The organism is Streptomyces sp. NPDC031554, assembly GCF_055580685.1.
Genome location: NZ_JBVIKX010000020.1, coordinates 23025 through 35976 on the forward strand (window position 1 = coordinate 23025; position 12952 = coordinate 35976).

The window sequence follows — 12952 nt, forward strand, 5'->3', positions numbered from 1 at the left end:
CATGTGTGGCATCGCGGGTACTTACCGATGGCCCGACGGGAAGGCCGTGGCCGACCGGCTCACCGAGACCCTCGCCCACCGCGGACCTGACGGGGCGGGCCGCTACGGCCACCCCGTCGGCGACGCCGAGGTGCACCTCGGGCACCGCCGGCTGGCCATCGTCGACCTGTCGGGGACGGGCGCCCAGCCGATGGTCTCGGGAGGCCTCGCCCTCACGTACAACGGCGAGCTGTACAACGCGCCCGAGCTCCGTGCCGAACTGGCGGCCGGCGGGGTCCGCTTCCGCGGCACCTCCGACACCGAGGTGCTCCTGGAGGCCTGGCGGCGCTGGGGCACGGACTGCCTGCCCCGGCTGCGCGGCATGTTCGCGTTCGGGATCTTCGACGAGCGCACCGGTGAACTGGTCCTCGCCCGCGACCAGCTCGGCATCAAGCCGCTGTTCCTGCTGCGGCGCGGCGAGGGCCTGGTGTTCGCCTCCGAGCTCAAGGCGCTCGCCGCCGCGACCGGCGGGAAGCTGGAGGTGGACCACGCGGCACTGGTGGCCTCGCTGCTGTACTACTGGGTGCCGGACTCACGGTGCGCGTTCCGCGAGGCGGAGAAGCTGCCGCCGGGGAGCTGGCTGCGGTGCCGGCCCGACGGCCGAGTGGAGCGCGGCCGGTACTGGCACCTGAAGGACGTGGCCGCCGAGGGACGGGAGCGGGCCCGCAGCGGCGAACAGCCGGACCTGGCCGCGATCGTCGAGGAGTCGACCCGACGGCACATGCTCTCCGACGTCCCCGTGGCGACCTTCCTCTCCGGCGGCCTCGACTCCAGCTACCTGACCGCGCTGGCGGCCCGCGAGCGGCCCGGGATCTCCGCCTACACGATCGGGTTCCGCGCCGAGGACGCCAGGTTCGAGGCGATGCCGGACGACCTGCGTCACGCCCGGCAGGTGGCCGAGCGGTTCGGGGTCGACCTGCACGAGATCGAGATCGCCCCGGACGTGCTCGACCTGCTGCCGCGGATGACGTACCACCTGGACGAGCCGATCGGCGACCCCGCCGCGATCAACACGTTCCTGATCTGCTCGGCCGCCCGGGAGGCCGGGGTCAAGGTGATGCTCTCGGGGATGGGCGCCGACGAGCTGTTCGCCGGCTACCGCAAGCACCTGGCCAACCTGATCGCGCTGCGCTACCAGCGCGTCCCGCGGCCCCTGCGCCGCGGCCTGTCCGCGGCCGTGGACCGGCTGCCGGTCGCGACGAGCCGCCGGGGGTACCGGTCGGTGCGCTTCGCCAAACGGTTCCTCTCCTTCGCCGAGCTGCCGGAGGAGACCGCCTTCCGGCGCAGCTACACCATGTACGACCAGGACGAACTGCTCGCCCTGGTCGACCCGGACCTGGCCCCGGCGGTCGACGACGTGCTGACCGAGCACACGGACGTCTACCGGGACAACGACCTCGACGACTTCGTCAACCGCATGTGCCTGGGCGACGCCCGGATGTTCCTGCCGGGCCTGAACCTCGCCTACACGGACCGGTCGAGCATGGCCGCGTCGACCGAGGTGCGGGTGCCGTACGTGGACGTCGAGGTGGTCAGGGCGGCGTTCGCCGTGCCCGGCGACCGCAAGATCGTCGGACGGCAGGGCAAGGCCGTCCTCAAGGAGGCGGCCGCCTCCGTCCTGCCGCGGGAGATCGTGTACCGGCCCAAGGGCCTGTTCAGCGCCCCGCTGCGCGCCTGGATGAGCCGGGACCTGGCACCGCTGGTGCGCGAGGTGGTCAACGACGGCGAGCTCGTCCGGTCGGGACTCCTGCGCCGCGACGCGCTGGCGCGCATGGTCGCCGAGGACACCGCCGGACAGCGGGACTTCTCCAAACATCTGTGGCATGTGCTGACCCTCGAGTACTGGTACCGCGACGCGATCTCCGGAACCGACCGGAACGCTCGCCCGGCGGCCTGGAAGACGGCGTGGAAACAAGGGGACTTCGGGTGAAACAAGTTGTGCAGAACTACAAGAGCGGCGAGCTGGCGCTGCTCGACGTGCCGGCGCCGGGATGCAAGCCGGGCGGTGTGCTGGTCCGCAGCGCCTACTCGCTGATCTCCACCGGGACCGAGCTGATGAAGGTCTCCGAGGCCGGCATGTCGATGGTGGGCAAGGCCCGCTCCCGGCCGGACCAGGTGGCCAAGGTCGTGCAGAGCGTCGCCGTCAACGGGGTGCCCGCCACCTACCGCAAGGTGATGGGCAAGCTGGACTCCTACACGCCGCTGGGCTACTCGCTGTGCGGGGTGGTCGAGCAGGTCGGCGCCGGGATCGACGACGTGAAGGCCGGCGACCTCGTGGCCTGTGCCGGCAACGAGCACGCGCTGCACGCCGAGCTGAACTGGGTGCCGAAGAACCTCTACGCCCCGGTGCCCGACGGCCTCGCCCCGCGGCACGCGGCCTTCGGCACCGTCGGGTCGATCGCGCTGCAGGGCGTCCGCCAGGGCGAGTCGCGGCTCGGCGAGGTGGCGCTGGTCATCGGCCTCGGCCTGATCGGACAGCTGGTGGTGCAACTGCTCACCGCCTCGGGGGTCCGCGTCGTCGGGGCCGACCCCGACCCGGCGCGCTGCGAGCTCGCGGAACGGCTGGGCGCGGCGGCCTGCGGCGACCCCGCGTCCCCGGCCGTGGAGCTCGCCGTCGCCGAACTCACCGGCGGCCACGGCGTGGACCAGGTGTACCTGGCCGCCGGCGGCGGCAGCAACCAGCCCGTCGAGCTGGCCGCCCGGCTCTGCCGGGACCGCGGCCGGGTCGTCGACATCGGCAAGTGCCGCCTGGACCTGCCGTGGAACGCGTACTACGAGAAGGAGCTCGACGTCCGGTTCTCCCGCAGCTACGGCCCCGGGCGCTACGACCCGGAGTACGAGCTCGAGGGCCGGGACTACCCGATCGGCTACGTGCGCTGGACCGAGCGCCGCAACCTGGCGTGCTTCCTCGACCTCGTCGCCCGCGGCCGTGTCGACGTGGAGCCGCTGATCTCCCACGTCGCCGACTTCGACGACGCGGTGGAGACGTACCGCAGCCTGAAGGACGGCGACCTGAAGGCCGTGGCCGTCCTGTTCCGCTACCCCGGACCCGAGCGCACGGGGGAACCGCAGGCGGCCCCGGAAGTGGCCGTGCCGGCGGTGAGGAGGCGCGGCGGCGCGGCGCCCGCCCCGCTCCGGGCCGCGGGGACGCCGGTGCGCCTCGCGTTCGTCGGCGCGGGCAACTACGCGACGTCGATGCTGCTGCCGCACCTCGCCCGGCGCGACGGCGTCGAGCTGTCCACCGTCGTCACCACGACGGCGCTGTCCGCGGCCAACGCGCAGCACAAGTTCGGCTTCGCCCGGGCGACCACCGACCTCGACGCCGTGCTCGGCGACAGTGCCGTCGACGCGGTGTTCGTGGTCACCCGGCACAGCTCGCACGCCGAGCTGACCCGCAGGGCGCTGCTGGCCGGCAAGGCCGTGTTCGTGGAGAAGCCGCTGGCGCTCACCGAGGACGAACTGGCCGGCGTGCTCGCGGCGGTGGAGGAGTCCGGCAACGACCGGCTGCAGGTGGGCTTCAACCGCCGGTTCGCGCCGCTGCTCCAGGAGGCGAGGAAGCGGTTCGGCGCCCGGACCGGTCCGGCGAGCCTGCGCTACCTGGTCAACGCGGGGCGGCTCGACCACGGCAGCTGGTACCTCCGAGGGGACACCGAGGGATCGCGGTTCGTGGGCGAGGGCGGGCACTTCGTCGACACGGCGAGCTGGCTCCTCGAGGCCGACCCGGTCTCGGTGTACGCGGTCGCCACGCCCGGCAACGAGGACCTCCAGATCGTGCTGCGCTACCCGGACGGGTCGACGGCCACCCTCAGTTACGTCACCACCGGTGCGTCGGGCTTCCCCAAGGAGACGCTGGACCTCGTCGCGGACGGCAAGGTGCTGCGGCTCGACGACTTCGTCCGCGCCTCGGTGCACGGCCCCGGGAAATGGGTCAGTTCGCGGCTGCCCAAGGCCCGGGACAAGGGCCAGTCCGCCGAACTGGCCGCGTTCGTCAGGGCCGTGCGGACCGGCGGGCCGATGCCGGTGCCGCTGGAGTCGCTGGTCGCCACCACGGCGGCCACCCTCGCCGTGCGGAGCGCTCTGGCCTGCGGCGCCCCGGTGACGCTGGCGGAGGCGCGATGACCGCGCGTTCGGGAAGCGCGGGCTGGTACCTGCGGCGGCTGTCCCGGATGGGGCCGCGGGAGGTCGGCGGCCGGGCCCGTGACGTGGTGCGCCGGCGGCGGTGGCGCTCGTCGCCGCCGGACGCCCCGGGCGTGCGGGGCGCCCGCTTCACCGCGGTACTGCCCGCGGGGGCGGTCGCCGCGGTGCCCCCGGACGCCGCGAAACGTCTCGTCGCCGAGGCGGACCGGCTGATGGCCGGACACGCCGAGTACTTCGGGGTGGTCCGCGACGACCTGGCCGACCCGGACTGGTCGTACGACCCGAAGACCGGGCGCCGGGCGCCCTCGGGCTACGCCTTCGACGTGCCCTACCGCAGTGAGGACGCGGTCGGGGACATCAAGCAGATCTGGGAGCCCTCCCGCCACCAGCACCTCACCCGGCTCGCCGCCGCCTACGCGCTCACCGGGGACGAGCGGTACGCCGAGCGGGTGGCCGAACACCTGCGGTCGTGGTGGGCGGCCAACCCGCCGCTGCGCGGGGTGCACTGGGTCAGCGGCATCGAGCTGGGCATCCGGCTGCTGTCCTGGGTGTGGATCCGCCGGCTGCTCGACGGCTGGCCGGACGCGGCCGCCCTGTTCGAGGACAACCCGGTGGCGCTGGAGCAGATCTGGCACCACCAGCGCTGGCTGGCCGCCTTCCCCAGCCGGGGGTCCTCGGCGAACAACCACGTCGTCGCCGAGGCCGCCGGGCAGCTCGCGGCGGCCTGCGCGTTCGGGTGGTTCCCCTCCTCGGGGCGCTGGCGGACCGGCGCGCTGCGGTCGCTGGAGCGGCATCTGCGCGCCAACACCTTCCCCTCCGGCCTCAACCGCGAACTGGCCACCGAGTACCACGGACTGGTGCTGGAGCTCGGCCTGGCCGCGGTGGCCGAGGCGGACGCCGCGGGCGTGCCGGTCCCCGCGTCGGTCCGGCTGGTGCTGCTGCGGATGACCGACGCCCTCGCGGCCGTCGTGGACAACCGGCTGCGGCCGCCGCGCCAGGGGGACGCGGACGACGGGCACGGTCTGGTCCTGGACGGCCCGGACACCGACCGCTGGGCCTCGCTGCTGGCCACCGGCGACGCCGTGTTCGGCCGGCTCCCCTGGTGGCCGACGGTGACCGGCACCGATGTGCGCACCCCGCTGCTGGCCGCGCTCGTCCGGCCGTACGCGAAGAACGCGGACGCCGCGGCCGTGACCCGCCCGGCGAGCCGGCCGGCCCACTTCCCCGACGCGGGACTCACCGTCCTGCGCGGTCCGGGGGAGATCTGGTGCCGCTGCGACGGCGGTCCGCACGGATTCCTGTCCATCGCCGCGCACGCCCACGCGGACGCGCTGTCCGTGGAGGTCCGGCACGACGGGGTCGACGTGCTCGCCGACCCGGGGACGTACTGCTACCACGGACAGCCCGAGTGGCGGCGGTACTTCCGCTCGACCCTCGGCCACAACACCCTGCGGCTGGACGGCGGCGACCAGTCCGTCTCCGGCGGCCCCTTCCTGTGGACCCGGCAGGCCCGCAGCCGCGTCCTGGCCGTGGACACCTCCGGCACCTCCGGCGCGGGGACGGCCCACTGGTGCGCCGAGCACGACGGCTACCGGCCCACCGTGCACCGCCGCCGGGTGGAGCTGACGGCCGGGAGCCGGGAGCTGAGGGTGGTCGACGAGGTGCGCGGCGGCCCGCGCAGGACCGTGCACCTCGCCTTCCACCTCGGCCCGGCGATCGCCGCGGACCTGGTGGGGAACCGGGCGGCGCTCACCTGGATCCGGGACGGCGAGGGACGCTCCGCGGAGCTCGACCTGCCCGGACGGTTGAGCTGGCGGGCGCACCGCGGCGAGACCGACCCGCCGCTGGGCTGGTACTCCGCCGGCTTCGGGCGCAGGGAACCCGCCACCACGCTGGTCGGCACCGGTGTCGCCGACGGCGCGGAGGGCTTCACCACCGTGCTCAGGTTCCACGGCTAGGGGGGCGCGTGGGGATCGAGAGGCGGCACTGGGCAGTGGCGGCGGCACCGCTGGCGCTGGCCCTGCTGGCGGCGACCGGCTGCGAGAGCACGCCGGACGACGCGGCGGAGCCGAGGACCGCGCCGTCCACGTCCGCCGCCCGGCCGGTGGCCCGGGTGTGCGACCGGCCCGCGGCCGGGCCGGACAGGGCGCCTGCGGGCGCGGTGACCGTCGACCCCGCGGTGGTCGGCGACCTGGCGGCGAAGACCAGGAGCAGTCCCCCGAACACCACGTTCTGGCTCCGGCCGGGCAGGCACCGGCTCGACCCGGACCGCTACGCCCAGGTCATCCCCAAGCAGGGGAACCGCTACCTCGGTGCGCCGGGCGCGGTGCTCGACGGCCGGAAGAAGAACCAGTACGCGTTCGGCGGCACCGCCCGCGACGTCACCGTCCGCCACCTGACCGTGCAGAACTTCGTGGCGCCCTCGGACGAGGGCGTGGTCAACCACGACTCGGCGGACGGATGGGTGATCGAGCACACGACGATCCAGTACAACTCCGGTGCCGGGCTGATGGCCGGCGCACGTCAGCAGGTCCGCGCCAACTGCCTGCGTGACAACGGCCAGTACGGCATGAACGCCTACAAGGCCGGTGCGCCCCTGCGCGACCTGGTGGTCGAGGACAACGAGATCGTGGGCAACAACACCGGTGACTGGGAACGACGGAGGAAGGGCTGCGGCTGCACCGGGGGCGTGAAGTTCTGGGCCGTCGACGGTGCCGACGTGCGCGGCAACTGGGTGCACGACAACCGCGGAACGGGGTTGTGGGCGGACACCAACAACAACGACTTCCGCATCGAGGACAACGTGTTCGAGGACAACGACGGTGCCGCGCTGATCTACGAGATCAGCTACAACGCGGTCGTCCGGGACAACACGATCCGGCGGAACAACTGGGTCGAGGGCCGCAGGGCGGCCGACCGCGGCGACACCTTCCCGTTCGCGACCGTCTACCTGTCCGAGTCCGGCGGCGAGCCACGGGTCCCGGCCCGCACCGACAAGATCGAGATCTACCGGAACGTGCTGGAGGACAACTGGTCGGGGATCACCCTGTGGGAGAACGCCGACCGGTTCTGCAACAGCCCGGCCAACACCTCCTCCGGCGACTGCACCCTGCTGGTGGGGGACACCGGCCGCTGCACGACGCCGGCGATCGCCGGCCCGCCGCTGTACGCCGACTGCCGGTGGAGGACCCAGCGGGTGGACATCCACGACAACCGCTTCGTGCTGGACAAGTCCGCCGTCAAGTGCACGGTGGGGTGCGACCTGATGGCGGTGCTGGCCAACTACGGCACCTATCCGGACTGGTCGCCGTACCGGGGCGAGCGGGTGGCCGAGGCGATCACCACCGGGCAGCACAACCGCTGGCACGACAACGTCTACCTCGGACCGTGGAAGTTCGTCGCCCACGACCCGAGCCGGGTGCTCGACTTCGGGCAGTGGCGGACCGCGCCCTACCGGCAGGACGCGGGCAGCACCCTCGACCCACGGGCCGGTGGTTGAGATGGACGACGACCTGCGGCGCGGCGGACCGCCGGACGGACCGGAGACGGCGGGCGCGCGGTCCGGTGGACCGGACACGGCGGGCGCGCGACCTGAGGGACCCGAGACGGCGGGCACGCGGTCCGGGGGCGGACCGCGTCCCGCCGGGACACCGCGGGCCGTCGGGGTCGTCTGGGGCCTGCTGATCCTGAACACGCTCGGCTCCGCCGGGGCGAAGACCATCGTCCCGCTGCCCCGCTCCCTCATCCAGATGGTCACCATGGGCGCGCTGGTCGCCGCGTTCGCGCTGGCGCTCCTGGTCAACCTCCGGCTGCGCGTCCGGGCCAGCGCCTTCGTGCTCCTGCTCACCCTGCTGCTGGTGCCGAGCGTGATCTCCAGCGCCGACCTGGGGTCCGGGTTCGGCGCGCTGTTCCGCTGCACCCGGCTGGCCCTCTTCGTCGGCACGCTGTGGCTGCTCAGCCGCTGGTGGGACGGCGGACCGACGTTCGTCCGGCACCACATCCGGATGTACTTCGCGGTCCTCGGGTCGGTGGCCGCCGGCCTGGTCCTCTCGCCGGGCGCGGCTCTGCCCGAGCTCTACGGCGGGCGGCTGGTCGGCGCGTTGTGGCCGCTCACCCCGCCGCAGATCGGACAGTACGCGGCGGTGATCATCGGACTCACGGTGCTGCTCGTCCTGGGGCGCCGGACCGACGGGGCCGGCGCGGCGGTGGTCGTCGTGCCCTCGCTCGTCCTGCTCGCGCTGACCCACACCCGGACGGCCACCATCGGCCTGCTCGTCGGGCTGACGCTGGCGATCGGCTCGCTCGTCCTGACCAGTGCCGCCGCCCGCCGGTTCTTCACCTGGGCGGTGCTGTGCGCCGTGGTGGCCGCGGTGGGGTTCGCCCCCGCGCTGCGGGCGTGGTTCCTGCGCGGCCAGAGCCAGGAGAACTTCTCCAACCTCACCGGCCGCGCCAAGGTCTGGGACGCCCTGCTGGCGGCGCCCCGGACGGCCGGGGAGAAGTGGTTCGGCGTGGGACTGGGCGACAAGTCGTTCGGCGGGCTGCCGATCGACAACAGCTGGCTGGCCGTCTACCACGAACAGGGCCTGACCGGTGTCGCCCTGGTGGCGGCGGTCGTCGTCGTGCTGGGCGGCGTCGCGCTGCTGCGGCCGCCGTCCCTGTCGAGGGCCTGCGCGATCTTCCTGATCAGCTACTGCGCGATCGCGTCGTACACCGAGGCCGGCCTCGGCGACGCCTCGCCGTACCTGCTGCACCTGGCCGTCGCCGCCTCGCTGCTGGCGGCGCCCGCCGCGGCCGCCGGGCCCCCGGCGGTCCCCGCACGACACGTCCCGCGACGGCCCCGGAGATCGGAGGTGACCTGAGCATGCACATCCTCGTGGTGCACAACCACTACGCCTCGGCGCAGCCGAGCGGGGAGAACAAGGTCGTCGACCAGGAGGTGGAGCTGCTGCGCGCGGCCGGCCACCGGGTCGAGGTGTTCGAGCGGCGCAGCGACGACATCGCCGCGCTGTCCCTGCTCGCCAAGGCCGCGGTGCCGCTGCGCGTGCCCTGGAACCCGGCGGTCCGCGCGGAACTCGCCGCCCGGCTGCGCGCCGAGCGGCCGGACGTGGTCCACGTCCACAACGTCTTCCCGCTCCTGTCGCCCGCGGTGCTCGCCGCCTGCGCCGACGCCGGCGTGCCCGTCGTGGCCACGCTGCACAACTACACCCAGATCTGTCCTCCCGGCACGCTGCAGCGGGACGGCCGGCCGTGCACCGAGTGCGTCGGTTCGACACCGCTGCCCGCCGTCCGGCACGGCTGCTACCGCGGTTCCCGGCTGGCGACGGTGCCGCTCGCGGTCAGCCTGTCGGTCAACCGGCGCCGGTGGTGGTCCGGGGTGGAGCGGTTCCTGTGCATCTCCGCGGCGCAGCGCGACGTCCTGGTGCGGGCCGGCATGCCGGCCGGGCGGCTGGCGGTGAAGCACAACTTCGTGCCCGACCCGGACGACCGCCGGACCGGCGACGGAGAGCACCTGCTCTACCTCGGCCGGCTCGCGGAGGCCAAGGGCGTGCGGCTGCTCATGGCGGCGTGGGACGAGATCGCCGCGGACGGCGGGGTGGGCGTGCCGCTCGTGATCGCCGGCGCGGGGCCGCTGGAGCGCGAGGTGACCGCCTGGGCGGCGGGCCGCGACGACGTGAGGTGCGTCGGCCTGTACGACACCGCGGAGAGCCGGAAGGCCATCGCGCGGTCGGTCGCCGTGGTGGCTCCCTCGACGTGGCTGGAGGCGTTCGGCCTGGTGGCCGTGGAGGCGATGGCGGCGGGGGTCCCGACCGTCGCCGCCGGTCACGGCGCCTTCGTCGAACTCGTCGAGGACGGCGTGAGCGGGCTGCTGCACCGGCCGGGCGATCCCGCCTCGCTCGCGTCCCGTCTGCGCCGGATCACGGCCGAGCCCTCCCGCAACCGGGAGATGGGACGGGCGGCCCGGCGCCGCTACGAACGCGACTTCAGCCCGGCCGTCGGGCTGGAGCGCCTGCTGGAGGAGTACCGCACCGCGATCGCGGGGCGGTCGGCACTGGCTCGCGGCGGGGACACCCGCGCGGGCAGGGGGGATGGGGACAGCAGATGACACGATGCCGACTCTGCGGCTCGGCGACGCTGGCGAGCGTCGTCGACCTGGGGGCGACCCCGCCGTGCGAGAGCTTTCTCGCCGCGGACCGACTGGACCGGCCGGAACCGGCGTACCCGCTGCACCTGCGGGTCTGCACCGACTGCTGGCTGGCGCAGATCCCTCCGCTGATCACACCGGAGGAGACGTTCAGCGAGTACGCGTACTTCTCCTCCTTCTCGACCTCCTGGGTGGAGCACGCGCGCACGTTCGTCGCCGACGCCACGGCGCGGCTGGGACTCGGTCCCGACTCCTTCGTGGTCGAGGTGGCCAGCAACGACGGATACCTGCTGAGGCACGTCGTGGACCGCGGGATCCGCTGCCTCGGCGTGGAACCCTCGGTCAACGTCGGCGCCGCGGCGCGGGAGGCGGGCGTGCCCACGCTCACGGCGTTCCTGGACCCGGACACCGGCGCCGGCGTCCGCGCCGAGCACGGCCCGGCGGACCTGGTCGTGGCCAACAACGTGTACGCGCACATCCCCGACGTGGTCGGGTTCACCCAGGGACTGCGCGCCCTGGTCGCCGACGACGGCTGGGTCTCCGTCGAGGTGCAGCACCTGCTGACCCTGATCGAGGAGAACCAGTACGACACGATCTACCACGAGCACTTCCAGTACTACACGGTCGCCTCCGCGATCCGGGCGCTGGCGAGCGGCGGGCTCGCGCTGGTGGACGTCGAACTGCTGCCCACGCACGGCGGCTCCGTCCGGCTGTGGGCCCGCCCGGCGGAGGTGGCCGGCGAGCCGACCGACGCGGTGGCCGAAGTCCTCGACCGGGAGAAGGCCGCCGGGCTGCAGGACCTGTCCGGGTACACCGAGTTCTCCGCCCGGGTGGCCAAGGTGCGCCGGGACCTGTTGCGGTTCCTCATCGACGCGGCCGACCGCGGCGAGACGGTCGTCGGCTACGGCGCCCCGGGCAAGGGCAACACCCTGCTCAACCACTGCGGCATCCGGCCCGACCTGCTCGCCTACACGGTCGACCGCAACCCCTACAAGCACGGCAGGTTCACCCCGGGCACCCGCATCCCGATCCTGCCGCCCGAGCGGATCGCCGCCGACAAGCCGGACTACGTCCTCGTCCTGCCGTGGAACCTGCGGGCCGAACTGGTCGAGCAGCTGTCCTTCGTGCACGACTGGGGCGGCCGGCTGGTTTTTCCCATACCGGAACTGAGCATTGTCGAGGTCAAGGCATGAAGGTCGTCCTGTTCTGCGGCGGTTACGGGATGCGGATGCGCAACGGCGCCTCCGACGACGTGCCCAAGCCGATGGCGATGGTCGGCCCGAGACCGTTGATCTGGCACGTCATGCGCTACTACGCGCACTTCGGGCACAAGGAGTTCATCCTGTGCCTCGGGTACGGCGCCCACCACATCAAGAACTTCTTCCTCAACTACGAGGAGACCACCTCCAACGACTTCGTGCTGCGGGGCGGTCGCACCGAGCTGCTGTCCACGGACATCTCGGACTGGACGATCACGTTCGCCCAGACCGGCGTCGAGTCGCCGATCGGTGAGCGGCTCCGCCGGGTGCGGCACCACCTGGACGGCGACGAGATGTTCCTCGCCAACTACGCGGACGTGCTCACCGACGCCCCGCTGGACGTGATGATCGACCGGTTCGCCGCGCGCGACGCCGGCGCCTCGATGATGGTGGTGCCCCCGCAGTCCTCGTTCCACTGCGTCGACCTGGGCGAGGACGGCCTGGTCGGGGGGATCACGGCGGTGAGCGACATGCCGCTGTGGGAGAACGGCGGCTACTTCGTGCTCCGCCAGGAAGTCTTCGACCACATCCCCGAAGGCGGTGACCTGGTCGCCGACGGCTGCGCCCGACTCGCCAAGCGAGGACGGCTGGTGGCCCACCGGCACCGCGGGTTCTGGAAGCCGACCGACACCGTGAAGGAACGGGCCGCACTCGACGCCGCCCACGCCCGGGGCGACCGCCCGTGGGCCGTGTGGGAGCACGGTGCCGCCGCGGTGGGGACCGCGTGATCAGGCTCGGGGCCGGACGCCTCGACCGGATCGTCGCGGTGGGCGCCCACTGCGACGACATCGCCATCGGCGCCGGCGGCACCCTCCTGACACTGTGTCAGGCACGTCCCGGTCTCCGCGTCGACGCGCTGGTGCTCACCGGCGGCGGCACCGAACGCGAGCAGGAGGAGCGGGACGCGCTCGCCGCCTTCTGCCCGGGCGCCGAACTGAACCTGACCGTGCACAAGCTGCCGGACGGCCGGGTGCCCGTGCACTGGGACGAGGCCAAGGCCGCGGTCGAGGAGCTGCGTGCGCGCACGGAGCCGGATCTCGTCCTCGCCCCGCGCACGGACGACGCGCACCAGGACCACCGAGGCCTGGCGCGGCTGATGCCCACGGCGTTCCGCGACCACCTCGTGCTCGGCTACGAGATCGTCAAGTGGGACGGTGATCTCGGCCGGACGGCGGCGTACCAGCCGCTGTCGCCGGAGACCGCCGAACACAAGGTGCAGCTGCTGCAGGAGCACTATCCCTCGCAGCGGCACCGGCCCTGGTACGACCGGGAGGCCTTCCTGGGGCTCGCCCGGATCCGCGGTATCGAATGCCACGCGCGCTACGCCGAGGCGTTCGCCGTCACCAAACTCGTGCTCGACCTGGGGGACTGAACC

The 12952-nt window shown here is 73.3% G+C and carries 9 protein-coding genes; all 9 read left to right on the forward strand.

What is annotated here, in order from left to right:
* The first annotated feature begins 1 nt into the window (after nucleotide 1).
* From asnB to ACZ5FU_RS33595, 9 genes are read left to right on the forward strand one after another with little or no spacing between them, the layout of a single operon-like run.
* A complete protein-coding gene (asnB, locus tag ACZ5FU_RS33555) occupies nucleotides 2-1969 on the forward strand; it encodes an asparagine synthase (glutamine-hydrolyzing) (RefSeq protein ID WP_451528530.1) in 1968 nt (655 codons plus the stop codon).
* Nucleotides 1966-4158 carry a bi-domain-containing oxidoreductase gene (locus ACZ5FU_RS33560; RefSeq protein WP_451528529.1) on the forward strand — a complete coding sequence of 731 codons (2193 nt, stop codon included), beginning with the start codon at nucleotides 1966-1968 and terminating at the stop codon, nucleotides 4156-4158. The genes asnB and ACZ5FU_RS33560 overlap by 4 nt, the downstream gene beginning before the upstream one ends.
* A complete protein-coding gene (locus tag ACZ5FU_RS33565) occupies nucleotides 4155-6134 on the forward strand; it encodes a heparinase II/III family protein (RefSeq protein ID WP_451528528.1) in 1980 nt (659 codons plus the stop codon). The genes ACZ5FU_RS33560 and ACZ5FU_RS33565 overlap by 4 nt, the downstream gene beginning before the upstream one ends.
* Nucleotides 6135-6142: 8 nt before the next feature.
* On the forward strand, nucleotides 6143-7675 hold the full coding sequence (locus tag ACZ5FU_RS33570; RefSeq protein ID WP_468645337.1) for a right-handed parallel beta-helix repeat-containing protein: 1533 nt from the start codon (nucleotides 6143-6145) through the stop codon (nucleotides 7673-7675).
* Between the two features lies 1 nt (nucleotide 7676).
* Nucleotides 7677-9035, forward strand: coding sequence for an O-antigen ligase domain-containing protein (locus ACZ5FU_RS33575; protein ID WP_468839587.1), 1359 nt, complete (start codon nucleotides 7677-7679; stop codon nucleotides 9033-9035).
* Nucleotides 9036-9037: 2 nt separating this feature from the next.
* On the forward strand, nucleotides 9038-10279 hold the full coding sequence (locus ACZ5FU_RS33580; RefSeq protein ID WP_451528525.1) for a glycosyltransferase: 1242 nt from the start codon (nucleotides 9038-9040) through the stop codon (nucleotides 10277-10279).
* Nucleotides 10276-11511, forward strand: coding sequence for a class I SAM-dependent methyltransferase (locus tag ACZ5FU_RS33585; protein ID WP_451528524.1), 1236 nt, complete (start codon nucleotides 10276-10278; stop codon nucleotides 11509-11511). Before ACZ5FU_RS33580 ends, ACZ5FU_RS33585 begins: the two co-directional genes overlap by 4 nt.
* A complete protein-coding gene (locus ACZ5FU_RS33590; protein ID WP_451780423.1) occupies nucleotides 11508-12305 on the forward strand; it encodes a glycosyltransferase family protein in 798 nt (265 codons plus the stop codon). Before ACZ5FU_RS33585 ends, ACZ5FU_RS33590 begins: the two co-directional genes overlap by 4 nt.
* Complete coding sequence (locus ACZ5FU_RS33595) at nucleotides 12302-12949, forward strand: PIG-L deacetylase family protein (protein ID WP_451780425.1); 648 nt, start codon at nucleotides 12302-12304, stop codon at nucleotides 12947-12949. The genes ACZ5FU_RS33590 and ACZ5FU_RS33595 overlap by 4 nt, the downstream gene beginning before the upstream one ends.
* The last annotated feature ends 3 nt before the right edge of the window (nucleotides 12950-12952 follow it).

Coding starts and splice junctions, on each gene's coding strand:
- asnB (WP_451528530.1), top strand. CDS start 2: ATGTGTGGCATCGCGGGTACTTACCGATGGCCCGACGGGAAGGCCGTG.
- ACZ5FU_RS33565 (WP_451528528.1), top strand. CDS start 4,155: ATGACCGCGCGTTCGGGAAGCGCGGGCTGGTACCTGCGGCGGCTGTCC.
- ACZ5FU_RS33575 (WP_468839587.1), top strand. CDS start 7,677: ATGGACGACGACCTGCGGCGCGGCGGACCGCCGGACGGACCGGAGACG.
- ACZ5FU_RS33580 (WP_451528525.1), top strand. CDS start 9,038: ATGCACATCCTCGTGGTGCACAACCACTACGCCTCGGCGCAGCCGAGC.
- ACZ5FU_RS33585 (WP_451528524.1), top strand. CDS start 10,276: ATGACACGATGCCGACTCTGCGGCTCGGCGACGCTGGCGAGCGTCGTC.
- ACZ5FU_RS33590 (WP_451780423.1), top strand. CDS start 11,508: ATGAAGGTCGTCCTGTTCTGCGGCGGTTACGGGATGCGGATGCGCAAC.